Genomic DNA, 24,961 nt, shown 5'->3' on the forward strand with positions numbered 1-24,961 from the left:
CGGGCGCGCCGGTGCGCGACCGATTTACTCCGGAGCGGATGTCACGGTGACGACGGTGCCGCGGCCGGGCGCCGAGTCGATCCGGATCGCACCGCCCATCGCCTCGAACCGCGCGAGCAGTGAACCCAGCCCGATATGCCCCTCCTGCAGTCGCGTCTCGATGACTGCGGGGTCGAAACCGGCGCCGTCATCCGAGACGGTCAGCACGATGCGGTCACCCGAGTGCCGCAGCGTCACACCGACGTTCGTCGCGCGCGCGTGCTTGTGGATATTGGTCAGCAGCTCCCGCGCCGCGCGGTGCAGCAACGCCTGCGAGGCCGGCTTGCCGACATCCTGCAGGTCCGCGGTCACCGCGTAGTCGCCACGGGATTCGAACTGGCGCAGTAGTTCCCGGATGGCCGGTGCCAGGCCGAGCTGCGCAAGCACCTGGGGGTGTAACTCGGTGACGGTGGAACGCAGCATGGCAGCGGTATCCTGCAGGGCGTCGTAGACCGTGTCCAGTGCGGGGTCGGGACGGCTGTCGCGGAGCAGGTCCACCTCCATCCGCGCGGCCAACAGGGTCTGCAGCGGGCCGTCGTGCAGATTCTCGGCCACCTCCCGGTTATGCCGCTCGTCGGCGGCCATCGCCTCGGCGACCAACTGGCGACGCACCTCAAGCAGGGCACGCACCCGGGCCGCGCGCAGGGACAGCACCAGGCACAGCGCGGTGGTCGCGACCGCCAGCCACAGCAGGAAGCCGAAGTGCGTGTACACCATGTCGGGCAGGCCGATCCGGTCATCACGCTTGGAATACACGATCCAGACGGCCAGATAGGCTCCGGCGGTGACGGTCCCGATGATCGCCGTCAGCAGTGGGCGGTCCTGGAACGCCACCGAGATGGGCAGCAGGAAGAACACCGGCAGCAGCGCCGCGGTGGCTCCGCCGGAGACGACGCACAGCACCACGATCAGCAGTACATCGACGCCGGTGGACGCCCAGTCCGCCCACCGGGGCAACGGGCCACGGAGCACAGCCAGCAGCCAGATCACCGCAGCGACCGCGTAACCCCCGAGCACCGCGGCATACAGGCCGGGCAGCCAATGGTCGACTTCCCAGATCCACACCAGCACGGCGATCAGCGCGATCAGCGGGAGCCGCAGGACCGCCGACACCCGGACGGGCTCGGCCGCGAAGAAATCGACGATGCGTGTCACGTCAGTCGAGGAGTTTGCGGCGCATCGCCTCGGCCACCGCGGCCGCGCGGTCGCCGACGCCCAGCTTTTCGTAGAGCCGCTGCACATGCGTCTTCACCGTGGACGGCGCGAGATAGAGCTCCTTGGCCATCGCCGGGATGGACATCCCGCGCGCGATCATCGCGAGCACCTCTGCCTCCCGGGCCGACAGCGTCGGGACGCCCGGCTCGTTGCGGCGGCGGATCTCACCGGCCAACGACGCCGCCAGGGCGGGCGCGATGACGTCACGCCCGCGCGCACAGCCCAGCACCGCATCGACCAGTTCACTGCGGGTCGATTCCTTGGACAGAAATCCGGCGGCGCCGTCCTGCAGCGCCTTGTAGACGATGGCCGACTCGTCGTGGGCCGAGATCAACAGCACCCGGGTCGCCAAGCCGTCACGGGTCACGGCGGCGGCGACCTCGGAGCCGTCCATCCCGGGCATCCGGTAGTCCAGCAGGGCCACCGCAGGACTGTGCGCACGGATCAGTTCGAGTGCGGCGACGCCGTCGTCGGCCTCACCGACCACCTCGATGGATCCGCTGGCCGTCAGGGCGCGCACCACACCGTCGCGGAACATCGGGTGGTCATCGCCGACCACCACACGCACCTTCTGGCCTGAGTCCTGCATGGGAGCAGCTTGTCACAGCGGGACCGCTGCGAGTGGCAAGATTCGGAGCGGAAGGCGGTGGCGGTGAACATCGAAGAGCTGCAATGGTTCGTGACACTCGCCGAAACCGAGCATGTCACCGACGCGGCGGCCGAGTTGGGCATCAGCCAGCCCACCCTCTCGCGGTCGCTGGCCCGGCTGGAAGCCCAGGTCGGCGCGCCATTGTTCGCCCGCCTGAACCGCCGCCTGCAACTCAACAGCTACGGGGAGATCCTGCTCGAGCATGCCCGCCGCAGCATCGGCGAAATGCGCTCGGCCACCGAGCGTATCGCTGCGCTACGGGACCCGGAGACCGGCACCGTGCGACTGGCATTCCTGCACTCGCAGGCCGGCGGCTTCGTGCCCGACCTGTTGCGCCGGTTCCGGATCGAGGCCCCGCGGGTGCAGTTCGAGCTGTTCCAGGGTCCGGCGCACACGATCCTGGAGCGACTGGCGAACGGTCGGGCCGATCTGGCGATCACCTCACCACGGCCCAGCGACCACCCCTGGCGTGTGCTCTATGTCGAGCGGCTGTGCCTGGCGGTGCCGCGCGGGCATCGCTTCGCCGGACGGGCGAGACTCCGGTTGGCCGACGCCGCCGACGAGCCCTTCGTGGCGTTGCGGCCCGAGTTCGGACTGCGATTGCTGACCGACGAGCTGTGCCTGGAGGCCGGCATCGCCCCACCGGTGGTGTTCGAGGCCATGGAGATCCCCACGATGGAAGGACTGGTCGCCGCCGGTTTCGGTGTCGCGGTGGTCCCGGTTCCCCGGCCGGACCGCGCCGAGCCGGGGGCCGTCTATGTCCCGCTGATCGAGACGACAGCCAAGCGACAGATCGGGCTCACCTGGTCCCCGGACCGCGAGATGCCGCCCACGGCGCGGCGTCTGGTGGACTTCATCATGCATATTCGTCATGATCTGACCTAACTTGATGCATTGGACACATCATCGATAGGCTCATAGCGTCCCCGCCATGACAATCACGGTGGCCCCCGTCGACTGGCCGGGCCATTCGCGGGGATCCACCGAGTATCGGCGCCTGCTTGCCGCGCTGTTCTTCGGTGGCATGGCCACCTTCGCGCAGTTGTACTCACCCCAATCGGTACTCCCCCTGATCGCCGGTGACCTGGGCACCGGCGCCGCCGACGCCGCACTGACGGTGTCGGCCGCGACCGTCGGGCTGGCGGTGAGCGTCCTTGCATGGGCAGCCCTGGCCGACCGCATCGGCCGCGTTCAGGCGATGACGATATCCATCACGGCAGCAACCATTTTGGGCGTGCTGGTGCCGTTGGCGCCGAATTCGGCGATGCTGCTGTCCGGTCGATTCGTCGAAGGGTTGATGCTCGGCGGCGTACCGGCCATCGCGATCGCCTACCTGACCGAGGAGGTGGACGCCGGCAACGCCGCCCGCGCCGCGGGCAGTTACGTCGCAGGCACCACCATCGGCGGTTTGGCCGGGCGGCTGGTCACCGGCCCGCTCGCCGAACACGTCGGATGGCGGATGGGTGTCCTGGCAGTGGCCGCGCTGTGCGGGCTGTCGGCGGTGGCGTTCATGCGGCTGGTGCCGCCCGCCCGGGCGTTCCAGCCCTCCCGGGGCGCGGAGTCGATCCGCCGACTGCTGGGCAACCTGCGCTCGGCGCACCAGCTTGCGCTCTACGCACAGGCGTTTCTGCTGATGGGCGGGTTCGTCGCGATCTACAACGTCCTCGGATTCCGCCTGACCGCCGCGCCGTTCGAATTGCCGCAGACGCTGGCCAGCCTGGTGTTCCTGGCGTATCTGGCCGGCACCTGGGCCTCCGCGCGGGCCGGTGTCGAGGCCGGCCGCTTCGGCCGCCGGACGGTGCTGCTGGGCAGCATCGCCACGATGGTCGTCGGCACCGCGCTAACCGTCAGCCACCACATCGCCGTGGTGCTCGCCGGACTGGTCATCGCGACGGCCGGGTTCTTCGGCGCGCACGCCATCGCGTCCGGGTGGGTCGCCCACGCCGCCGGCGACGGCAAGGCCCAGGCCTCCTCGTTGTACAACCTGTTCTATTACGCCGGATCCAGTGCGGTCGGTTGGTTGAGCGGGCTGGCCTTCGACGCCGCGGGCTGGACGGCGTTGGCCGGCGTCGTCATCGGGCTCGCGGTGCTGGCAGGCGGGTTGGCCCTGTGGGCTGCCCCCGTTCCACTTGTCTAACCATGTGACATATCGTGGCGGTCATGGACTTCGCGATGTCTGCCAAGGCGGCTGATTACCACAAGCGGCTCTCCGACTTCATGGTCGAGAACGTGTTCCCGGCAGAGGCCTCCTACCACGCCTATCGCGAGGAAAAGGGGCCCAAGGACCACACCGTGCCCCCGGTGGTGGAGGAGCTCAAGGCCAAGGCCAAGGCCGCCGGACTGTGGAACCTGTTCCTGCCGGCAGAGTCGGGGCTGACCAATCTGGAGTACGCCCCGCTGGCCGAGCTCTCCGGCTGGAGCATGGAGATCGCTCCCGAGGTGCTCAACTGCGCCGCCCCGGACACCGGCAACATGGAGACCCTGCACCTGTTCGCCAACGAGGCGCAGCGCACGCAGTGGCTCGAGCCGTTGCTGGCCGGTGAGATCCGCTCGGCATTCGCGATGACCGAGCCGGCGGTGGCCTCCAGCGATGCCCGCAACATCGAGACCACCATGCTGCGCGACGGCTCGGATTACGTGATCAACGGCCGCAAATGGTGGATCACCGGGGCCGCCGATCCGCGCTGCAAGCTGCTCATCGTGATGGGCCGCACCAACCCCGACGCCGCGTCTCATGCACAGCAGTCGATGATCCTGGTGCCCGCAGACACCCCCGGCGTGGACATCCAGCGGTCCTTGCCGGTGTTCGGCTGGCAGGACCAGCACGGACACTGCGAGATCGTGTTCGACAATGTGCGGGTACCCGCCGAGAACCTGCTGCACGAAGAAGGCAGCGGCTTTGCGATCGCCCAGGCCCGGCTGGGCCCGGGCCGCATCCATCACTGCATGCGCGCCCTCGGTGCCGCCGAGCGGGCGCTGGCGTTGATGATCGACCGGGTGCAGACCCGCATCGCGTTCGGCAAGCCGCTGGCCGAGCAGGGCGTGGTGCGCGAGCAGATCGCCAAGTCCCGCAACGAGATCGACCAAGCCCGGCTGTTGTGCGAGAAGGCGGCCTGGACCATCGACCGCGAGGGCAACAAGGCGGCCCATGTGCTGGTCTCGCAGATCAAGTCCGTCGCCCCGCAGATCGCCTGCAACGTCCTGGACCGGGCCATCCAGGTGCACGGTGGCGCCGGTGTCTCCGATGACTTCCCGCTGGCCCGCCTCTACGGCTGGCACCGTGCGATGCGACTGTTCGACGGCCCCGACGAGGTGCACATGCGCACCATCGCCCGCGCCGAACTCGGCAAAGAGAAAAGCCCCTTCGCCGCGGCGGCCACCGGACGGTGACCGGGATGCTGGCGGGGGCGTGGAACTTTCGTGATGTTGCCGAGTCCGCCGGCATCCGGCCGGGCCTGCTGTTCCGGTCGAGCGAGCTGAGCCGGCTCACCGACGAGGGCGGTGCGGCCCTGCTCGCGCTCGGGATCAACGATGTTGCCGACCTGCGATCGCGCCGCGAACTGGAGCGGCGCGGTCCCGGTCAGGTCCCCGCCGGGGTGGCCCTGCACCATTTGCCGTTCCACTTCGAGGACGACTCCGCCCAGGACGCACCGCACGAAGCGACGTTCCAGCGGGTGATGTCGGAGTCCCCCGACGGTGAGGACATCGCCGAGTCCGCCAAGCGGTACATGACCGAGGTCTATGAGGAGTTCCCGTCGTTGACCGGCGCACAGGTGGCCGTGCGCCAGGTGATCACGCTGCTGGCCGACGGCCGGCCGGTGATCGCGCACTGCTTCGCCGGCAAGGACCGCACCGGGTTCACGGTCGCCACGGTGCTCGAGGCCGTGGGGGTGCCACGCGAGGCGATCCTGACCGACTTCCTGCGCAGCAATGACGCCATCGACCCGCTGCGGATGAGCATCATGGAATCGGTGAAGGCCCGCGCGGGCGAGACGCCCGAGGTCCTGACCTTCGCCGAGGCCCGGCTCACCGACGCCGTGCTCGGCGTCCGGGAAGAGTATCTGGATGCGGCCAGCCGCAAGGTCGACGAGATCTACGGCTCGGTCGGCGGGTTCCTGGACGCCGCCGGGGTGTCCGCTGATGACGTCAGCCGGCTGCGCACCCGACTAACCACATGATGTCGGCGTGATCTGACGCGGTCAGCGCAGCGGATCACGCCGAAATCGCAGCTCGGATCGTGGCGAGCACCCTGTCGGGATATGCCGTGAGGTCCAGCCAGGTGAACCGCAGCACCTGCCAACGCATCACCATGATCTCGTTCTGGCGTTCCCGGTCGTGCTGGAAGTCGGCACGGTCGCTGTGAAAGGCCCAGCCGTCGATCTCGATGGCCACCCGGGACTTGGGAAAGGCGAAGTCCACCCGGTACCGGCCGACCTTGTAATTCGTCCGCCAGCCGGGGAGCGATGCGTTTCTGAGCAATTGCACGAGCAGGCGTTCCGCTTGCGACCGTGCCCCGTCATCGGCCGCCTGAAGTAGTCGGCGTGCCGCCGGTGCGCCGTACCGGCCTTTGTGCCGTAGGTGCGCCTGCCATAGTTCGGACAGCGAAACCTGTTTCTGCAATGCAGAATCCATGATTGCGCTCCCGCCGCGGCGACGGGCCGCAGCCTCCACCACCGTCAAGGTCAGTCCGGTGGTACGCAGGTTACGCCGCTCGACGACGTCGCACGGCTGCAAATCTCGCCGCCGAACTCGCGTACCCGGGTGGACGCGGCCATTGCTGTTGCGGGGCACAGTCACCTCGACAATTTCCGGGGCGAACTTCGTCAGTCCGTGCCACCAGGCCGCGGCGAGTCCGCTCGCCGCCGCTTGCGCACCATGACTCCACACCCCCGCCCGGACCCGTGCCGCGTCGGTGAACCGACGATCATCGACGAAGTACACACCGGGGCCGCACCGGCGCCAGCGGCCGGCAGCGACCCTGCGCTGTACCGCGTGCCTGCTCATCCCCACCGAGCAGGCCTGCTCCAACGTGATCACTCCGTCGTGACACTTCAGCAGCTCATCGATCACGTACCTTCAGACGCACCGGGGTACGCCGGAGGTTCCACCCTCCACGATTTCGGCGTGATCTGACGCGGCCAGCGCAGCGGATCACGCCGAAATGACCACCCCGACGACCCACGTCACCGTTGCCAGCAGCGCGCCGGTCAGCTCCACCCCGACCGAGAGCGCGACGCCCTTGAGCGCATGCACCGTGGATGCCCACGCCCGGGTCGGGTCGCGGCGCAGCGCCATCTCCGCGGCGAACACCCCCGCGACGAACCCGATCAGCAGACCGATCACCGGAATGACGAAGAAGCCCACGATGCCGGCCACCGCGCCGATCACCAGCACCGATGTGCGGACCTCGGCGCGGCGCATGCGCTGCACCGGCCAGGTGTACTTGATCACCTCGGCGAGGACGTAGAACGCCGCGGCGATACCGAAGGTCACCCACGATGTGGTCGATCCTTCGACGTAGGCCCACACCCCGATGGACGCGATGACCAACAGTCCGCCCGGGAGGACCGGAATCACGATGCCGGCCAGACCGACGGCGATCGCCAATGCGACCAGGACGATACCCAGGGTGCTCACGCCTGCGAATCTACGGTCTACGCGCCGAGCTGTCGGGCCAGGTCGATGAAGTCCTGCGCGACGAGCTCGAACTCACCGTCGGTGACTGCCGGCAGGGGACGGCCGGGGCCGTGTTCGAGTGGCCGCACGACGTAGCCCGTGCGCAGGCCGCAGGCCCGCGCCGCCCGCAGATCGCCCGGGTGGGTGGCAACGAGCATGAGTTCCTCAGGGGCCAGATCGAGCAGTCGGGCGCAGCCGAGATAGGCCTCGGGGTCGGGTTTGTAATGGCCGAACAGCTCGGCGGAGATGACACAGTCCCATGGCAATCCGGCGTTCTTGGCCATGTGCGTGAGTAGCGAGACGTTGCCGTTGGACAGCGTGGTGATGACGAAGCGCCGTTTCAACCGGTGCAGCCCGGTCACCGCGTCGGGCCACGGCGGCAACCGATGCCAGGCCCGGTTGAGGTCGTCGATCTCGGCCTCGCCGACCGGGACACCCTCGAGCAGGCCGACCAGGATGTCGCGGTGCAGGTCGTCGATGCGGGTCCATGCCAGCTCCCCTCGGCGGACTCGGTCCATGGCCGGGGCGTAGCCGGCCCGCCACGCATCGGCGAAGGACGCCCAATCCCGTTGCAGCCCATGACGGGCCCCGAAGGATTGCAGTTCGGCGATGATGCCGGAGCGCCAGTCCACCACCGTTCCGAACACGTCGAACGCCAATGCGCGCGGAGCGTCCACTAGGGCACCAGGACGAGCTTGCCCCGGATCTTGCCGTCGGCCAGCGCCTGCAGGCCTTCGGCGCCGTCGGCGAGGCGGTAGGTCACCGGCGGCGGTGGTCGCAGACCGGCGGCGACCAGATCGGCGAGCCCGGCACCGACCTCGGCCTGCGCGGCCGGCGAGTGCCGGACGAACTCACCCCAGCCGACACCGACCACGCTGACGTTGCGCAGCAGCAGCCGGTTTACCTTGATCGTCGGAATGCCCTGTCCGGCAGCGAATCCGATGACCAGCAGCCGTCCCTCCGGCGCCATCGCCCGGACCGCGTCGTCGAAGGCGTCACCGCCGACCGGGTCGACCACCACGTCCACACCGCGACCGCCGGTGGCGTCGAGCACCGCCTGCTTCCAGCCGTCGGTCAGCGGCAGCACCACGTCGGCGCCCACGCTCGCCACGAAATCCTGCGCATCGGGCCGGTGCACCAGCGCCACCACCCGGGCACCGAGCGCCTTGGCGATCTGGATGGCCGCCACCCCGATGCCACCGGCGGAGCCGAGCACCAGCACCGTCTCCCCGGCCCGCAGCGCCGCGCGGCGTCGCAGGGCGAAGTACATGGTGTAGTAGTTGCCCAGCAACGCGGTGGCCGACGCGTCGTCGATACCGTCGGGTGTGGGCACCACACTCGTGGGCTGCACCGCGACCTGTTCGGCGTACCCACCGAGCATCGACATGGCCGAAACACGCCGCCCGACAGCGAAACCCGAACCTTCCGGGGCCGAGCGGACGGTGCCGGCGACCTCCATGCCCGGGATGAACGGCGGCTCCAGCTTCAGTTGGTACTCCCCGCGCAGCAACAGCAGATCGGGGAAACAGACACCGGCCGCGCCGACGTCGATGATCACCGAGTCCGCAGACTCCGGATCGGCGACATCGATGTACGCCAGCCCGTCTGTTCCGGTCAGCGCCTGTGCGACAAGCGCTTTCATCCGAGCTTGAAGCTGGCGGCCTGCGCTGCGGACAGATCGGTGATCTCGCCCCACTTGGCGGCGATATCGTCGACCGACGGCACCTCGGTGAAGGTGACACCCTCGTTCTGGAACAGCGCGGTGCGCTGCACCTTGCCGCCGCCGACGATGAACACCGAATCGGTGTCGGGGAGTTCCTCGGTCATCAGGTAGGCGACCACGGGGGCAACATATTCCGGGGTCAGCTTCTCGAACACCTCGGGAGGCAGGATGTCCTGCGTCATCCGGGTGGCGGCGATCGGCGCGACGGCGTTGGTCTTGATGTTGTACTTGGCGCCTTCCTGGGCCAGCGTGTTGATCAGGCCGACCAGACCGAGCTTGGCGGCGCCGTAGTTGGCCTGCCCGAAGTTACCGAACAGGCCACTGGTGGAGGTGGCGACGACGACGCGGCCGAAGCTCTGCTCGCGAAAGTGCGGCCATGCCGCGCGGATGACGTTGTAACCGCCGTAGAGGTGCACCTTCAGCACGGCGTCCCACTGCTCGAAGGTCATCTTGTGGAACGTGCCGTCACGCAGGATGCCCGCGTTGCTCACCACGCCATCGACCTTGCCGAACTCGTCGACGGCGGTCTTGATGATGTTCTCCGCGCCCTCGGGGTCGGCGACACTGTCGTAGTTGGCGACCGCGCGGCCACCGGCGGCCTTGATCTCCGCGACCACCTCGTCGGCCATGTTGTGTCCGGCACCGGACCCGTCACGGGCCCCGCCGAGATCGTTGACGACGACGCTGGCGCCCTCCCGGGCCAGGGTCAGGGCGTACTCGCGCCCGAGTCCGCCGCCGGCTCCGGTGATGACGACGACGCGATCCTGCACTCCGGGCATTGTGTTCCTCTCGGTGTTTGGGTCAGTTCTTGTGTGGTCGATCCGGCGGCTAGAACAGCCGCCGGGCCAGTTTCCACGCCTTCTCTGTATACGGCGGGTAGATCATGGCGCCCAAGTCGGGGCGGGTGGTCTTGGTCAGCACCGACTTGCGGTGGCTGAACTCCTCGAACCCGTACCGGCCGTGGTAGGCGCCCGTTCCGGACGGCCCGACGCCGCCGAACGGCAACTTGGTGGTCGCGAAGTGGAAGATCAGGTGGTTGACCACCATCCCGCCGGCGGGCACCTCGTGGATGACCCGCTCGCGGGTCTCCTTGGACCTGGTGAACAGATAGGCCGCCAGCGGTTTGGGCCGCGCGTTGACGAAAGCGATTGCCTCGTCCAGGTTCTGGACGGTGACGATGGGCAGTACCGGTCCGAAGATCTCGTCGGTCATCAGCGGTTCGTCCAGGGACGGGTCGACCACGACCGTCGGTTCGATCTCCAGCGCCGCGGGGTCGGACCCACCGCCGACGGTGACGTCCCCCTCGGTGGCGGCCACCGCGGCGACCAACCGGTCGAAGTGCCGCCGGTTGACGATCCGCTTGCCGCCGGTCGCGTCGGCTTCGAAGGCGCGCACCGCGGCCTTGACCTTGCCGACCAGTTCATCGCGCACCGAGGCGTCGACGAGTACGTAGTCCGGCGCGATGCAGATCTGGCCGGAGTTGATCAGCTTGGTCCAGGCGATGCGTTTGGCGGCAACATCCAGGTCGGCGTCGGCCGCCACGATGACCGGGCTCTTGCCGCCCAGCTCGAGGATGACCGGCGTCAGGTGCGCGGCCGCGGCCTGGTAAACCTTGCGCCCGATCTCGGTGCCACCGGTGAAGCAGATCTTGTCGAAACCCTGATCGATGAGCAGTTGGCTGACGGCTCCGTCGCCCTCGACGACGGCGACGGCCTCCGGGTCCAGATACTTCGGCACCAGTTCGGCCATCAGCGCCGAGCAGGCGGGCGCCAGTTCGGAGGGTTTGAGCGCCACCGTGTTACCCGCGGCGATCGCACCCACCGCGGGCCCGAGCGTGAGCGCGAACGGGAAGTTCCAGGCGCCGATGACGAGCACGGTGCCGTAGGGCTCGTACTCGACCCAGCCGCGGGCGGGCAGCTGGGAGAGCTCCAGGAGCCGGTACCGGCGCTTGGCCCACTTGCCCAGATTCTTGGCGGCGTCGCGAGCCTCGGCCGCGGTGCTGGCGATATCGGCCAGCCACGCCTCGAACGGTTTGCGCCCCAGATCCGCGGCCAGCGCGGCGGCAATGGCGGCCTCGTTGTCCACCACCATGCGTTCCAGGGCGCGCAGCTGCCGCTTGCGCCATTCGATATCGCGGGTGCGTCCGGTGGCGTAGGCCGCACGGAGTCCAGCGACGACCGCCGGGATGTCCGCCACCGCTGGTGACGACGTGGGAACGTCTGCGTGCATGGTCATCGGAGCGTCCTTCCAGACCGAGGAATTCTGATCCTAACCATCCGGTTGGCCGGTCCATAAGCCCCGGATTCCTCCCGGGCGAAATCGCGCTCAGCGTCTGGTGGCGGTCACAAAGAAGGAGAAGGCATCGTCGGCGGGTGCGTCGGGACCATCGGGGAGCGCCCAGCGGTCCAGCCGGCGCATCTCCGCGGCGGCTTTCACCGCAGCGCTGTCCCAACCATTGCCGGCGAGCCAGTCGGCCACGTCGGCGCGGTCGGGGTCGTTGTACATCAGTTCGCCGACGTCGAGGCTGTCGGTGATGCCGAACTTCTCCTTGATGCGCTCGAACCGCTCCTTCATCTCCCGGCGGCGCTCCTCGGCCTGCGTCGGTGCCGTCTCCACCGCGATCCGGCTGCCCGGCGCGCTGAGCTCGGTGATCTGGGCGAAGAGCCGATCCTGAGCCTCGGCGGGCAGATACATCAGGAGACCCTCGGCCAGCCAGGCGGTACGCACCGTGGCGTCAAATCCGTTTTCGCGCAGCGCTTTCGGCCAATCGTGTCGAAGGTCGACGGCCACCTCCCGGCGGGCCGCACTCGGCCGCACACCGTGCTCGGTCAGCACCGACGACTTGTACTCCAACACCTTCGGCTGGTCGATCTCGTAGACGGTGGTGCCGGACGGCCAGTCCAATCGATAAGCACGCGAATCCAGCCCGGACGCCAGGATCACCACCTGGCGGATGCCGGCGGCACCCGCGGCGGCGAAGAAATCGTCGAAAAAGCGGGTGCGCACGGCCTGGTAATTGCCCATGTGCGCGAAAAGGGCCGCACCCTCGGCGTCGATGTCCACCGCGCGGGCCACCCAGTCTTCGTCCATCATCAGACCCCAGACGCCCCCGCCGGCACCCTCGACGAGCATCCGGGCATAGGGATCGCTGATCAACGGGTCCGCGCCGGCCGTCTCTGCGGCGCGGGCCGCGGCGACCATCACGGCGGTGGTGCCGACGCTGGAGGCGATGTCCCAGGTGTCATCGTGGGTGCGCAGTGAGCTCATCCCCAAATGCTACCGGTTAGTTAGACCAGCTATCCGGCGACGATGGGGCACAGTTACGACGGCAACGACCACAGCTTGTTTGCCAACAAGAGTTCCAGCTGCCGCACCACGGCCGCCGTTTCGTCATGTGACCCGACGTAGCCGGCGTAGAACCCCATCCCCCACATCACCGAGACCAGCATCTCCACCAGGCTCGCAACATCGGCATCGGTGGTTAGCTCACCTTGGGTAACAGCATCGGTGACGGCCCACTGCACGAAGGCCCGCGAATTCGCGAGCGGGTCGTGGGTGTCCTGGCTGAGCTCGGGATGCCGCTGGGCCTCCAGCACCGAGGTCACCAGGAACGCCGCAATCGACCGGTCCGGGCTGTCCGCCTGCATGGCGACCGAGTAGAACGCCGACAGCCTCTTCAGCAGAGTGGGCTCAGACCTGGCCTTCTCGACGCCGGCCCGCACGACCACGGCATTGGTGTGCTCGACCACTTCCCGGTAGAGCACGTGCTTGCTCGGGAAGTAGTGGTTGATCGCCGGACGGGTCAGGTCGGACCGAACCGCGATGGCCTGGAATGTTGCTGCGTCATAACCGAGTTCGCTGAACACCTCGCGCGCAGCCTGCAGGATGCGTTCGCGGGTCTCCGCTGCCTTGGCGGCAGGCGGACGACCCGGACCTCTGCTGGCTATATGCGGCACAGTCAAAATTGTGCCACAGATCACCCGCCCCACGGCCGCCAGATGATTGCGCGCGGACGCAGCGAAGCGCCTTCAGCAAACTGACAGGCGGCCTCTCAGTGAGCCCGGTGTGGGGTGAGAGCGTTCGGCGGCAGCGACCCGAACCGGCCGGCGTTGAAGTCCTCCAACGCCTGCAGGACCTCCGATTTGGAGTTCATGACAAACGGCCCGTACTGCACCACCGGCTCCCGGATCGGTTGACCGCCGAGCAGCAGCACCTCCAGCGCCGGGCGGTTGCCATCCTGGGTGGCATCGGCAGCGACGCTGATCCGGTCACCGCGTCCGAGCACCGCCAGTTGGCCGTGCTGGATCGGCTGCCCCGCGGGCCCCACGGTTCCCCGGCCCGAGAGTACGTAGACCAGGGCATTGAACTGGCGGTTCCACGGCAGGTTCAGCCGCGCGCCGGGCTGGACGGTGGCGTGCGCCAAGGCGATCGGGGTGTGCGTCTGGCCCGGTCCGGCGTGCTCTCCGACGCTGCCGGCGATCACGCGCACCAGCGCGCCGCCATCCTCGGAGGCCAACAGCTCGACCGCAGTTCCCTCGATGGATTGGTAACGCGGAGAAGCGAATTTGTCCTTGCGCGGCAGGTTGACCCAGAGCTGGACGCCGTGGAACAGTCCGCCGCTCTCGACCAATTCGGCCGGCGGCGTCTCGATGTGCAGGATGCCGGACCCCGCGGTCATCCACTGGGTGGCTCCGTCGGTGATCAGACCGCCGCCGCCGTGCGAGTCCTGATGCGCGAACCGTCCGTCGATCATGTAGGTGACCGTCTCGAAACCGCGATGCGGGTGCCAGTCGGTACCGCGCGGTTCACCCGGCTGGTATTCGATCTCGCCCATCTGGTCCATGTGCACGAAGGGGTCCAGCTCGGCGGCACTGACCCCGGCGAAGGCGCGTATCACGGGGAACCCCTCGCCTTCGTATCCGCGCGGGCCGGTGGTCACGGACCGCACGGCGCGTTCGACGTCGCCCGGCGCGGCCGCAGCGATGCGAGGGAGGGTGAGTGTGTCGGCGGTGATGGCAGGCATGACCGATTCAACCGGACCGTGGTCCGATTAATTCCGTGCCGGTCCGCCCCCCGATCCCGCCGCCAGGTTTGGATTTTGACGTTTTTGGCAATTCAGCGTTGCGACAACAACTGTCCGCACCACCAAAAGATGGGAACCGCCATGATTGTGCTCGGCATCGTGCTTCTGCTGATCGGTTACTTCACCAGTTTGTCGATCCTCTACACGATCGGCGCGATTCTCGTCGTGGTCGGAGTCGTGCTGTGGATCCTCGGCGCCGTCGGCCGTCCGGTCGGTGGTCGAAAAGTCTGGTTCTAGCCGGTCTTTGCACCCAAGACGGCAAGTGCCGCGGATCTCGCGTCTGCGGCACTTGCCGTCTGTACGACCGCCGCCGCGGCGGCGCGGCAACGGTCCAGTGTCACTTCGGCCAGTGCGGCACCCACTCCGGGGACGGCGGTGGCGGCCGCCGACAACGATGTCACGCCCATGCCCACCAGCACGCACGCCAGCAGCGGGTCCGCGGCCGCCTCCCCGCACACACCCACCGGTTTACCCACCGCCGCGCCGGCACGCGCGGCCAGTTCCACCAGCGCCAGCACGCCGGGCTGCCAGGGATCGGTGAGGGTGGCCAGTTCCGCGGACATCCGGTCGGCGGCCATCGTGTACTGGGCCAGGTCATTGGTGCCGATCGACAGGAAGTCGACGTGCTCCAGGATATGGTTGGCCAACAGTGCCGCCGCCGGGATCTCGATCATCACACCGGGCGTCAGCCCAAATGAACGCGCCTCCGCGGCAAAGTTTTTCGCCTCGTCCGGGGTGGCGATCATGGGCGCCATCACCCACGGATCACTGCCGGTGGCCTGTGCCGCGGACGCGATCGATTCGAGCTGGCGGGTCAGCAGTCCCGGATTGCCGAACGAAATCCGCACCCCGCGCACCCCCAGTGCCGGGTTGGCCTCGTCCGGATGCCCGGCGAACTTCAGCGGCTTGTCCGATCCCGCGTCCAGGGTGCGGATGACGACCTTGCGCCCCTCGAACGCGGTCAGCACCTCCGCATAGATCTCCGCCTGTTCTCGAACCGAGGGTTCGGTGTCGCGATTGAGGAAACACAGTTCGGTGCGGAACAGACCCACACCCTCGGCGGGTGTCTGGCTCGCCGATCGGGCCGCCGCCCCGTCCTGGACGTTGGCCAGCACCGCGACCCGATGCCCGTCGACGGTGGCACCGGGACCCGTCCACAGCGCGATGCGCTCGGCATCCTCACGCGCCCTGGCGACCGCGCGCTGTGCCTCGCCCGCGTCCGGCGACACCGTCACCGTGCCGAGGGAGCCGTCGACCATCACCGGCACACCCGCCGCAACGGCATCCAGCCCCTCCACCGCCACCACGCACGGGATGCCCAGTTGACGGGCGATGATCGCGGTGTGGCTCGTCGGGCCGCCCAGGGTGGTCGCCAACGCCACCACCAGGGCCGGATCCAGACCGGCCGTATCCGCGGGCGCCAGATCCTCGGCGCACAGCACCGAGGGCACATCCGGCACCGGCACACCGGGCTCGGGCAGCCCGGCAAGTTGCGCGAGCACACGGTCGCGGACGTCACGCAGATCGGTCACCCGTTCGGCCATCAGGTCGCCGGCCTTGGCCAGCGCGTCGGCGATCTTGGCGATCGCCCCTCCGACGGCCTGCTCGGCGGGGGTGCCCGCGGTGATCCGCTTCTCGGCATCGCCGAGCCAGGCGCGGTCTTGAGCCAGTGCCGCGGTGGTGGCGAGCACCTCCGAGGCGACGCCGGTGGCGTGTCCCGCGCGGTCGCGTAACCGCTCGGCCACCGCGGCAGCGGCCGCCTTCATCCGGGTGACTTCGGCCGGGCGGGCGGCCTCCTCGATCTCGGCGGCCTCGGTAGGGGGGACGCTGGGCCGCGCCCCCGGCCGGATGACCGGGGCGTACGCGACACCGGCGACCACCGGGACTCCGGTCAGAACCTGCGTCTCCGTCACGAAAGGTGTGCTCATGTGATTCAGATTACAAGAAAGCATTGACAAGTCAACAGATTCAAGCGTAAAACCACATATATCAACATTCGACCCGGTGAAATGCGCGAACGGAGACCGATGTACGCCGAGGAACGCCAGCACGCCATCGCCGCTCTGGTGATGCAGCAGGGCCGCGCCTCGGTCGCCGAGCTGGCCCAGGCATATGAGGTGACGACCGAAACGGTGCGCCGCGACCTGGCCGTTCTGCACAAGGCCGGCCTGCTGCGCCGGGTGCACGGCGGAGCCGTGCCCGCGCGGGCCCTGCACCTGGTCGAGCAGGACGTCGGCGAACGCGACGCGACCCGTGCCGCCCACAAGGACGCCATCGCCGCGGCCGCCACCGACGTATTCCCGGTCGCGGGGTCCAGCGTGCTGCTGGACGCCGGCACCACCACCAGCCGGGTCGCCGCGCTCATCCCCACCGACCGCGAGTTGGTGGTCATCACCAACTCGGTCCCGGTCGCCGCCCGCCTGTCGGCGATGCAGTCGGTGGCTCTGCACCTGCTCGGCGGGCGGGTCCGCGGGCTGACCCAGGCCACCGTCGGTGAGCAGGCCCTGCAGACCCTCGAACAGCTGCGGGTGGACATCGCCTTCATCGGCACCAATGGCATCACCACGCGCCACGGCCTGTCCACCCCCGACGGCGAGGAGGCCGCGATCAAGCGCGCCATGGTCAGATGCGCGAATTACGTCGTCGTCGTTGCTGATTCGTCGAAGATCGGCAGGGAAGAACTCCACAGCTTTGCGCCGATCTCCAGCGTCGACGCACTCATCACCGATACCGAGATCACCGATCCCGCACGCGAGGAACTCGCCGCTCTCGGAATCGAAGTCACCTGCGCAGGAGCATCCGCATGATCGTCACGGTCACCCCGAATCCCAGCATCGATCGCACCATCACACTGCCCGGCGCCCTGGTCCGCGGAGCGGTGCACCGGGTCAGTTCGGTGACCGACGAGCCCGGCGGCAAGGGCGTCAACGTCGCCCGTGCCCTCGGCCTCGCGGGCCTGGATGCACTGGCGGTGCTGCCCGCGGCCGAGGCCGACCCGATGCTGTCCGCGCTGCGGGCCTGCGGGGTTCCCTATGCCACCGTGCCCGTCCGCGGAGCGGTCCGAACCAACGTGGCCATCACCGAGCGTGACGGCACCACAACAAAACTCAACGAACCCGGCGCGTCCCTGGACGCCGAAGCCCTCAACGCGCTGACCCGAACCGTGATCGAAGCCGCCCAGCGCGCGGAGTGGATCGTGATGTCCGGGTCGTTGCCGCCGGGCGTACCGGCGAGCTGGTACGCCGACGTGGTCGCCGAGTTGGCCGGCCGCAACTGCCGCGTTGCGGTCGACACCTCGGATGCGCCGCTGTCGGCGTTGGCCGCCTCGTTCGGCCGGGCGGCCCCCGATCTCATCAAGCCCAACGCCGAGGAGCTTGCCGGGCTGACCGGTGCGTCGGGTCCCGAACTCGAAGGGGCCGCCGCCGCAGGTGATCCCATGCCGGTGATCACCGCGGCCCGGCAACTCGTCGAGCGCGGCGCCCGCACCATCCTGGTCACTCTCGGTGCGGCCGGCGCGGTGCTCGTCGAACCGTCCGGCAGTTGGCTGGCCGGCTCGCCGCCGATCACCCCGCGCAGCACGGTGGGTGCCGGCGATTCCGCGCTCGCCGGCTACGTGCGGGCGGCCCTGGCCGGGGCGAGCGCCCCCGACAGGCTACGGATGGCCGTCGCCTACGGCAGCGCAGCCGCCTCCCTGCCGGGTTCCGCACTGCCCGGCCCCGAACTCATCGATCTAGAAGCCGTTCCGGTGAAAGCCATTTCACTGTCACGATCCGACACCTGAGAACAGAAGGTCACTCCATGTCCAGCTCACCCCCGGTGATCACCACCGACCTGGTCCTGCTCGACGCCGATGCCGGCGCCGACAAACAATCCGTCATCGCCCGCATCGCCGGGCTGCTCGTCGGCGCCGGCCGCACCGCCGAACCCGACGGCCTGATCGCCGCCGCGATGGCCCGCGAAGACCAGTCCGCCACCGGCCTACCGGGTGGCATCGCGATCCCGCACTGCCGGTCCCCGTACGTCGACACCCCGACCATCGGATTCGCACGCCTGTCCCCGAAGGTCGACTTCGGCGCACCGGACGGTCCCGCGGATCTGGTGTTCCTCATTGCCGCACCGGATTCCGGCGGCGCCGACCACATGAAGCTGCTCTCCAGTCTGGCCCGCGCACTGGTCCGCAAGGACTTCGTCGAATCGCTGCGATCGGCGGGCACGGCCGGTGAACTGGTCGCCCTGGTCGAAGGTGTGGTGAACCCCGCACCCGCCCCCGCACCGCCGGCGAGCACCGCCGCACCGACCGCCCGCAAGAGCATCGTCGCGATCACCGCATGCCCCACCGGGATCGCGCACACCTACATGGCCGCCGACGCACTGAAACTGGCCGCCGAACGCGCCGGCGTCGACTTCGTGGTGGAAACGCAGGGCTCCTCGGGCAGCACCCCACTGCCCGGCTCGACCATCGCCGCCGCCGACGCCGTCATCTTCGCCACCGACGTCGGTGTGAAGGACCGCGGCCGGTTCGCCGGCAAGCCGGTGATCGCCTCCGGAGTCAAACGCGCGATCAACGAGCCCGACACGATGATCGCCGAAGCCATTGCCGCCGCGGATAATCCGCGGGCTGCCCGGGTGGAGGGCAGCGCGCCGCCCGACGGTGCGACCGAGGGATCCTCCAACGTCGGCTGGGGCACCCGGACCCGGCAGATCCTGCTCACCGGCGTGAGCTACATGATCCCGTTCGTCGCGGCCGGCGGTCTGCTGATCGCACTCGGCTTCCTGTTCGCCGGGTACGAGATCGCCGACAACGGCCAGGACATCGCGCTCAACAACTCGCTGACCAACCTGCCCGCAGGCGGTTTCGCCCAGTACCTCGGTGCGATCCTGTTCACCCTCGGAGGGCTGGCGTTCAGCTTCCTGGTTCCCGCGCTGGCCGGCTATATATCCTTCGCGATCGCGGACCGGCCCGGACTGGCGCCCGGATTCACCGCCGGAGCGCTCGCCGTGCTCGTCGGCGGCGGCTTCCTGGGCGGTATCGCCGGCGGTGTGATCGCCGGTTTCGCGGCGCTGTGGATCAGCGGCATCAAGGTTCCACAGTGGCTGCGTGGTCTGATGCCGGTGGTGATCGTGCCGCTGGTGGCCTCGCTGGCCGTCGGGCTCATCATGTTCTTGCTGATCGGCCGGCCGCTGGCCTGGGTCAACACCAGCCTGACCGATTGGCTCAACAGTCTCACCGGCACCTCGGCCATCCTGCTGGGCGTCATCCTCGGCCTGATGATGTGCTTCGACCTCGGCGGCCCGGTCAACAAGGCTGCCTACGCGTTCGCCACTGCCGGACTCGCCGCCAACACCACCGCGTCCTTCGAGATCATGGCCGCCGTGATGGCCGCCGGCATGGTGCCGCCGCTGGCCATGGCACTGGCGACGACCATCCGGCCCCGGCTGTTCAGTGAGCCGGAGAAGGAAAATGGCCGCGCCGCTTGGCTTCTCGGAGCGTCGTTCATATCCGAGGGAGCCATCCCGTTCGCCGCCGCCGACCCGCTGCGGGTCATCCCGTCGATGATGTTCGGCGGCGCCATCACCGGCGCGCTGTGCATGGCGTTCAACGCCGGGTCACGTGCCCCGCATGGCGGAATCTTCGTGCTCTTCGCAATCGACAACCGGTTGGGCTTCGTGATCTCTATCGTCGCAGGCATGGTCGCCGCCGCGCTCGCCGTCGTCGCCGCCAAGCAGTTCGCCAAGCCCCGCCAAGCCGTTTCCGCCTGACCCAGATCACCCAGTACACCGGTAAACACCGAACAACCAAGGAGAACACAATGCCCGAGAAGACCGTCACCGTCGGATCGTCCATCGGCCTGCACGCCCGGCCCGCCGCAATCATCGCCGAGGCCGTGGTCAACGCCGGTGTCGAGGTCACTCTTGCCCTCGATGGTGGCGAACCCGTGGATGCCGGCTCGGCGCTGATGATCATGACGCTGGGCGCCGGGCACGGTGCGCAGGTGACGGTGAGTTCCGAGGACGCATCTGCACTGGCCACCATCGCCGACCTGGTGACCAAGGATCTCGACGCCTGAGCACCCCCGAGAAAGCGGAACGGACCCCATCACCCCGCCCGTAAAATGACTCTGGCAAAGCTGGGAAGAAGGACCGCATTTAGGCTGTCGTGACTGGATGCGCCGCCGCGAGGCGGCCTCCGCTTTGCTGCGGGTTGTGTCTGCACGATCCGCATCCGGGGATTGCAAGGGGGAGTGAACAACCGTGCGACGCATCGGTGCGCTGCTGGCCGCTTTGGGGCTCGTCCTGCTGACGGCGCCGCCGGCCGTTGCCATCGAACCGCCCGTCATCGACGCGGCCGCCGTTCCGCCCGACGAGACCGGCCCGGACCAGCCCACCGAGCAGCGACGCCAATGCTCGGCGCCGATCGTCTTCCCGGACTCGAACTTCACCGACAAGCCCTGGGCCAACGAGTACCTGCGCATCGCCGATGCGCAGAAGTTCGCGACCGGTGCCGGGGTGACCGTGGCGGTCATCGACACCGGCGTCAACGGATCGCCCCGGGTTCCCGCGGAGCCCGGCGGCGACTTCGTGGACAAGGCCGGCAACGGGATGTCGGACTGCGACGCCCACGGCACCCTGACCGCTGCGATCATCGCCGGCCGGCCGGCGCCCACCGACGCGTTCGTCGGTGTGGCTCCCGAAGCGCGGATTCTGTCGCTGCGCCAGACGTCGGACAACTTCCAGCCGGTCGGTGCACGCAGCGACCCGAATGATCCGAACACCACCCAGACCGCGGGTTCGTTGCGCAGCCTCGCCCGTTCGATCGTGCATGCCGCAAATCTCGGCGCCCAGGTCATCAACATCAGTGAAGCCGCCTGCTACAAGGCGACCCGCCCGATCGACGAGGCCACCGTCGGGGCGGCCATCAACTTCGCCGTCAACATCAAGGGCGCCATCGTCATCGTCGCCGCCGGCAACACGGGCCAGGACTGCGCGCAGAACCCGCCGCCGGAGGCCGACGTGCCCAGCGATCCCCGCGGCTGGAAGCAGGTGCAGACGATCGTGTCACCCGCCTGGTACTCACCGCTGGTGCTCACCGTCGGGGGAATCGGGCAGACCGGCCAGCCCAGTACCTTCTCGATGTCCGGACCCTGGGTCGACGCGGCCGCACCCGCCGAGAACATCACCGCGCTCGGCTACGACGGCAATCCGGTGAACGCCCTCAACGGCGCCGACGGACCGATCCCGATCGCCGGGACGTCCTTCGCCGCCGCCTACGTGTCTGGGCTGGCCGCGCTGCTCAAACAGCGCTTCCCCGATCTGACGGCCGCCCAGATCATGAACCGGATCACCGCCACCGCCCGGCATCCCGGCGGCGGGGTGGACAACTATGTCGGGGCCGGCGTCGTGGACCCGGTGGCGGCCCTCACCTGGGATGTGCCCGACGGTCCGCCGGTGGCGCCCTACCGCGTCAAGCAGCTGCCGCCGCCGGTCGTCGTCGAGCCGCCCGATCGCGGCCCGATCACCATGGTCGTGCTGACCGGTGCCGGGCTGGCGCTGGTGCTGGGGATCGGCGCACTCACCAGGCGGGCCATGAGGCGCCGATGAAGGAGTTCCTCGGCCAGTTCGGATTCCGGTTCACCACCGGGCACCTGCTGTGGGCGGCGGTCCTCATCCCGGCCGCCATAGCGGTCTTCGCGGCGCTGGACCTGCTGTGGCTGGGCATCACGCTGGCCGTGCTGCTCGCGATCGCCACCACGCTCACCGTGCGCGGCCGCCGGTTCACCGGCTGGATCGCGGCGCTGTTCGCCTGGCGCCGCCGGCACACCACACCACCTGCCCCGCCCTCGGCACCAGCCGTCGGTGCCACCGTGTTGCCGGGTGACCACGTTGCGGTCCGCTGGCAGGACGATTTCCTGATCGCCCTCATCGAACTCATACCGCGACCGTTCACCCCCACCGTCCTGGTCGACGGGGAGGCGTTCACCGACGACGTCGTCGACACCCGGATGGTCGAGCACCTGATCACGGCGCACTGCCCGGAGCTTGAAGCCGACGTGGTGTCTGCGGGCTACCGGGTCGGCAAGACGGCACCGGCCGGCCTGGTCGCGCTCTACGAACAGGTCGTCGGGCCGTACCCGGCGCCGGCGAACCGGCGCACCTGGATCGTGCTGCGGGCCGACCCCGAGGCGACCCGGCGACCCGCCCAACGTCGTGACACCGGGGTGTCCGGCCTGGCCCGCTATCTCGTGGCCTCGGCGACCCGGCTTGCGGATCAGTTGGCCAGCAACGGCGTCGACGCACGCTGCAGCCGCAGCTTCGACAGTTTTGACCGCGCCACCGAGATCAGTTTCGAACGGGAGTCCTGGTCGTCGATCAAAGGCCGCAGCACCTTCACCGCCGCGTACGTGGCCCCGGGCGGGCCCGACATGTGGTGGTCGGCACGCGCCGATCACACCCTCACCCGGGTGCGGATCCGCCCCGGCCGGCCCCCCACCACCACGGTGCTGCTGACCACACTGGCCAACCCCACGACACCGCGCGGGTTCTCCTGCCTGTTCGGTGGCCAGCGCGCGGCACTGCTCGGCGAGAGCCCGGTCTCGGACCGCCATTACGAGCTGCCCATCGGCTCGGCCGGGGTCCTGATCGGTGAGACGGCGGACCGCTACCCGGTGTACCTGCCGTTCGACGATGTCGACGTCAGCATCAACCTCGGCGATGCCCGGCTGTTCACCCAGTTCGTGATCCGCTCGGCGGCCGCGGGGGGCGTGGTGACCCTGGGCCCGCAATTCCGCGAATTCGCCGGATTCGTCAACGGGCGGATCGGGCCGGTGGCCAAGGTGGCCTGGCCCAATTCGACGACGTACCTCGGACCGCACCCCGGCATCGGCCTAGTTGTGCTGCGCAGCAACTTCATCGAGACCCCGCGGCACAGCCAGCTACCCATCCGGTTGATCAATCCCCGCGAGGAGAGCCGGTACCAGATGGCCTTGGAGGGGGTGTCATGACAGCGCCGCTGAACGTCGATCCCGCCGATCTGCGTGGCAAGGCCGCCGCGCTGGACGTTCCGCTGCCGGCCACGCCCGGGCAGCCGCAGGCGCCTTGCGGTCTGGCGCTCGCGAGTGTCGCCGTCGGCCAGATCAGCGCCGAGGGTGAGGGGATGAAATCCTTCATCGCCGCCGGCCAGCAGGAAGCGACCCTGCTGTCGGGGGCGTTGAGGGCCGCGGCGGCCACCTATGAGGCCACCGATCAGGCCGGCGCCGCGGCGATCGATGGCACCGTCGCCGAAGTCGCCGAGGTCCCGGTGCCGAAGATGGACGTCCCGATGCCCGAGCCGCAGATGCCCGTCGCGGCATGCCCGGCTCCTCCTGGCTACCTGGCTGTCGAGGTTGCCGCGGAACAGATCGCGCAACCCGACCAGGCCGCGACGCTGGACAGCTTCGCAGCCGACTGGGCCGGTTATGCGGCCCAGTTGGCCGCCCGAGCCGAGGAGTTCGACCTCGACGCGGTCGACTGGGACGGGTCCGCCGCCGAGGTTGCGGGCACGGCGCTGCGGCGCCACAAGGACTGGCTGCAGGAAATGGCCCGGGCCGCGGTGAAGATGTCCGATCACGCCAAAGAGCTCGCCCGGGTGCACCGGTGGGCGGCCGCGTCACATCCCACCGTCGCCGAGGTCCAGGCGATCACCGCGCAGCTCGCCACGACCACCGACGCAACGCGGATGGCGCTGCTGCTCGCGGAGTACCAGAAGCTGCAGGCCCGCTCCGAAGAAGTGCTGGCCGACTACGCCGCGACCTCGGTCGTCACTCCGGTCACACCGCCGACCCCGCCCATCCGCAAAGCGCTACAGACCGGCTGGGACAGGGGCAAGAACAAGAAGACGACGTCCCGGGATCAGCCGCCCCCGCCCGGTCCCGGGAATCCGACCGGCGGCGGTGGTACGGGGGGCGGTTCGGGGCCGCGGACCGCGGCCCAGCAGCCCTCGGTATCGCCCGCCGCCGCGCAGACCGGTCAGCCCACCGGGTCGGGGTCACCCTCCTCGGGCGGCTCACCCTCGGGCGCGGGTGCGCCGGCCGGCGGCGGATCGCCCTCTGGTGCCGGCAAATCCGGCGGCGGGGGCGGTCTCCCGGGGGGCGGTCTGCCCGGCGGTCTGCCCGGTGGCGAGGGTCTGCCCGAAGCCGGTCTGCCCGACCCGTCGTCGGACGATCCCGGGGTCTCACCGGCCGGCGCCGGCGCAGGCTCGGGTGGGGGAGCGGGGGCGGGTGGCGGTGGCGCCCCGTCACTGCCGTTGCAGCCGAACGTCGGGGCCGAAACGGTCGCACCCGGCCCCGTCGGCGGCGCGCGCGGCGGCGGCTCCGGTGCCATCCCGGCGTCGGCCATGGGCGCCGGCATGGGCGGTATGGCCGGCGGCATGGGCGGCATGGGCCACGGGGGTGGCCAGCAGGGCAAGGAGAAGCGCCGCGACCCACGGTTTGCTCCGGACGAGGAGCTGTATGTCGAGGAGCGCGCCTACACCGAGCCTGTGGTCGGCAATCGCCGACGTAAGGACGTGCAGGACAAGGAGTCCAAGTGAGCACCGAGGGCA

Annotated in this window: 24 protein-coding genes; 12 read left to right on the plus strand and 12 right to left on the minus strand. The window is 69.1% G+C overall.

The annotated features are described in order from the left end of the window. Positions 1-24 precede the first annotated feature (24 nt). A complete protein-coding gene (locus A7U43_RS02270) occupies positions 25-1,194 on the minus strand; it encodes a sensor histidine kinase (RefSeq protein ID WP_067990555.1) in 1,170 nt (389 codons plus the stop codon). A gap of 1 nt (position 1,195) precedes the next feature. Further along, complete coding sequence (locus A7U43_RS02275; RefSeq protein ID WP_067990559.1) at positions 1,196-1,843, minus strand: response regulator; 648 nt, start codon at positions 1,841-1,843, stop codon at positions 1,196-1,198. Between the two features lie 63 nt (positions 1,844-1,906). Between A7U43_RS02275 and A7U43_RS02280 the strand changes: the two genes are divergently transcribed. The 4 genes from A7U43_RS02280 to A7U43_RS02295 are packed head-to-tail and all read left to right on the plus strand — an operon-like array spanning position 1,907 to position 6,081. Continuing rightward, the gene (locus A7U43_RS02280) at positions 1,907-2,788 is read left to right on the plus strand and encodes a LysR family transcriptional regulator (protein ID WP_068001713.1); all 882 of its coding nucleotides are present in this window, start codon (positions 1,907-1,909) and stop codon (positions 2,786-2,788) included. Positions 2,789-2,834: 46 nt separating this feature from the next. Beyond that, positions 2,835-4,040 (plus strand): MFS transporter, encoded by a 1,206-nt coding sequence (locus A7U43_RS02285; RefSeq protein ID WP_067990563.1) that lies wholly within the window; start codon positions 2,835-2,837, stop codon positions 4,038-4,040. A 35-nt stretch (positions 4,041-4,075) separates the two neighbouring features. Continuing rightward, positions 4,076-5,293, plus strand: a complete 1,218-nt coding sequence (locus tag A7U43_RS02290; RefSeq protein ID WP_197500019.1) for an acyl-CoA dehydrogenase family protein — start codon at positions 4,076-4,078, stop codon at positions 5,291-5,293. 5 nt (positions 5,294-5,298) lie between these two features. After that, positions 5,299-6,081 (plus strand): tyrosine-protein phosphatase, encoded by a 783-nt coding sequence (locus A7U43_RS02295; RefSeq protein WP_068001717.1) that lies wholly within the window; start codon positions 5,299-5,301, stop codon positions 6,079-6,081. Positions 6,082-6,115: 34 nt separating this feature from the next. On the opposite strand, the gene A7U43_RS02300 is transcribed toward A7U43_RS02295, so the two are convergent. The 9 genes from A7U43_RS02300 to A7U43_RS02340 all read right to left on the minus strand — a co-directional run bounded on the left by A7U43_RS02300 (position 6,116) and on the right by A7U43_RS02340 (position 14,325). Then, a complete protein-coding gene (locus tag A7U43_RS02300) occupies positions 6,116-6,973 on the minus strand; it encodes a DUF559 domain-containing protein (RefSeq protein WP_067990574.1) in 858 nt (285 codons plus the stop codon). Between the two features lie 81 nt (positions 6,974-7,054). After that, positions 7,055-7,540, minus strand: a complete 486-nt coding sequence (locus A7U43_RS02305; RefSeq protein ID WP_067990578.1) for a DUF456 domain-containing protein — start codon at positions 7,538-7,540, stop codon at positions 7,055-7,057. 17 nt (positions 7,541-7,557) lie between these two features. Beyond that, entirely contained in the window at positions 7,558-8,256 is a 699-nt protein-coding gene (locus A7U43_RS02310) for a haloacid dehalogenase type II (protein ID WP_067990581.1), read from the minus strand. Next, positions 8,256-9,221: an NADPH:quinone oxidoreductase family protein gene (locus A7U43_RS02315; RefSeq protein ID WP_067990585.1), complete on the minus strand. Its 966-nt coding sequence runs from the start codon at positions 9,219-9,221 to the stop codon at positions 8,256-8,258. Before A7U43_RS02315 ends, A7U43_RS02310 begins: the two co-directional genes overlap by 1 nt. After that, positions 9,218-10,081 (minus strand): SDR family oxidoreductase, encoded by an 864-nt coding sequence (locus tag A7U43_RS02320; protein ID WP_067990588.1) that lies wholly within the window; start codon positions 10,079-10,081, stop codon positions 9,218-9,220. The genes A7U43_RS02315 and A7U43_RS02320 overlap by 4 nt, the downstream gene beginning before the upstream one ends. Positions 10,082-10,130: 49 nt before the next feature. Continuing rightward, a complete protein-coding gene (locus A7U43_RS02325; protein WP_067990591.1) occupies positions 10,131-11,537 on the minus strand; it encodes an aldehyde dehydrogenase family protein in 1,407 nt (468 codons plus the stop codon). Between the two features lie 90 nt (positions 11,538-11,627). Beyond that, positions 11,628-12,569: an SAM-dependent methyltransferase gene (locus A7U43_RS02330; protein WP_067990593.1), complete on the minus strand. Its 942-nt coding sequence runs from the start codon at positions 12,567-12,569 to the stop codon at positions 11,628-11,630. Between the two features lie 53 nt (positions 12,570-12,622). Beyond that, positions 12,623-13,258 (minus strand): TetR/AcrR family transcriptional regulator, encoded by a 636-nt coding sequence (locus tag A7U43_RS02335; protein ID WP_067990596.1) that lies wholly within the window; start codon positions 13,256-13,258, stop codon positions 12,623-12,625. Positions 13,259-13,353: 95 nt separating this feature from the next. Further along, positions 13,354-14,325 (minus strand): pirin family protein, encoded by a 972-nt coding sequence (locus tag A7U43_RS02340; RefSeq protein WP_067990599.1) that lies wholly within the window; start codon positions 14,323-14,325, stop codon positions 13,354-13,356. 129 nt (positions 14,326-14,454) lie between these two features. On the opposite strand from A7U43_RS02340, the gene A7U43_RS29565 reads away from it, so the two are divergent. Then, positions 14,455-14,622 carry a DUF6131 family protein gene (locus A7U43_RS29565; protein ID WP_197500113.1) on the plus strand — a complete coding sequence of 56 codons (168 nt, stop codon included), beginning with the start codon at positions 14,455-14,457 and terminating at the stop codon, positions 14,620-14,622. Here A7U43_RS29565 and A7U43_RS02345 read toward each other — a convergent pair. Further along, positions 14,619-16,313, minus strand: coding sequence for a phosphoenolpyruvate--protein phosphotransferase (locus tag A7U43_RS02345; RefSeq protein ID WP_231963499.1), 1,695 nt, complete (start codon positions 16,311-16,313; stop codon positions 14,619-14,621). The genes A7U43_RS29565 and A7U43_RS02345 overlap by 4 nt on opposite strands. Positions 16,314-16,412: 99 nt before the next feature. On the opposite strand from A7U43_RS02345, the gene A7U43_RS02350 reads away from it, so the two are divergent. The 7 genes from A7U43_RS02350 to A7U43_RS30575 all read left to right on the plus strand — a co-directional run bounded on the left by A7U43_RS02350 (position 16,413) and on the right by A7U43_RS30575 (position 24,949). After that, positions 16,413-17,192, plus strand: coding sequence for a DeoR/GlpR family DNA-binding transcription regulator (locus A7U43_RS02350; protein WP_067990602.1), 780 nt, complete (start codon positions 16,413-16,415; stop codon positions 17,190-17,192). Then, complete coding sequence (gene pfkB, locus A7U43_RS02355) at positions 17,189-18,166, plus strand: 1-phosphofructokinase (RefSeq protein WP_067990605.1); 978 nt, start codon at positions 17,189-17,191, stop codon at positions 18,164-18,166. Before A7U43_RS02350 ends, pfkB begins: the two co-directional genes overlap by 4 nt. Positions 18,167-18,183: 17 nt before the next feature. Next, positions 18,184-20,145 (plus strand): PTS fructose transporter subunit IIABC, encoded by a 1,962-nt coding sequence (locus tag A7U43_RS02360; protein WP_067990608.1) that lies wholly within the window; start codon positions 18,184-18,186, stop codon positions 20,143-20,145. 50 nt (positions 20,146-20,195) lie between these two features. Continuing rightward, positions 20,196-20,453, plus strand: coding sequence for an HPr family phosphocarrier protein (locus tag A7U43_RS02365; RefSeq protein WP_067990614.1), 258 nt, complete (start codon positions 20,196-20,198; stop codon positions 20,451-20,453). 184 nt (positions 20,454-20,637) lie between these two features. Then, positions 20,638-21,984, plus strand: a complete 1,347-nt coding sequence (mycP, locus tag A7U43_RS02370) for a type VII secretion-associated serine protease mycosin (protein ID WP_067990622.1) — start codon at positions 20,638-20,640, stop codon at positions 21,982-21,984. Next, positions 21,981-23,384: a type VII secretion protein EccE gene (eccE, locus tag A7U43_RS02375; protein WP_067990625.1), complete on the plus strand. Its 1,404-nt coding sequence runs from the start codon at positions 21,981-21,983 to the stop codon at positions 23,382-23,384. The genes mycP and eccE overlap by 4 nt, the downstream gene beginning before the upstream one ends. After that, positions 23,381-24,949 (plus strand): PPE domain-containing protein, encoded by a 1,569-nt coding sequence (locus A7U43_RS30575; protein ID WP_067990628.1) that lies wholly within the window; start codon positions 23,381-23,383, stop codon positions 24,947-24,949. The genes eccE and A7U43_RS30575 overlap by 4 nt, the downstream gene beginning before the upstream one ends. Positions 24,950-24,961 lie beyond the last annotated feature (12 nt).

Origin of the sequence: Mycobacterium adipatum (genome assembly GCF_001644575.1) — a bacterium.
GTDB classification, from domain to species: domain Bacteria; phylum Actinomycetota; class Actinomycetes; order Mycobacteriales; family Mycobacteriaceae; genus Mycobacterium; species Mycobacterium adipatum.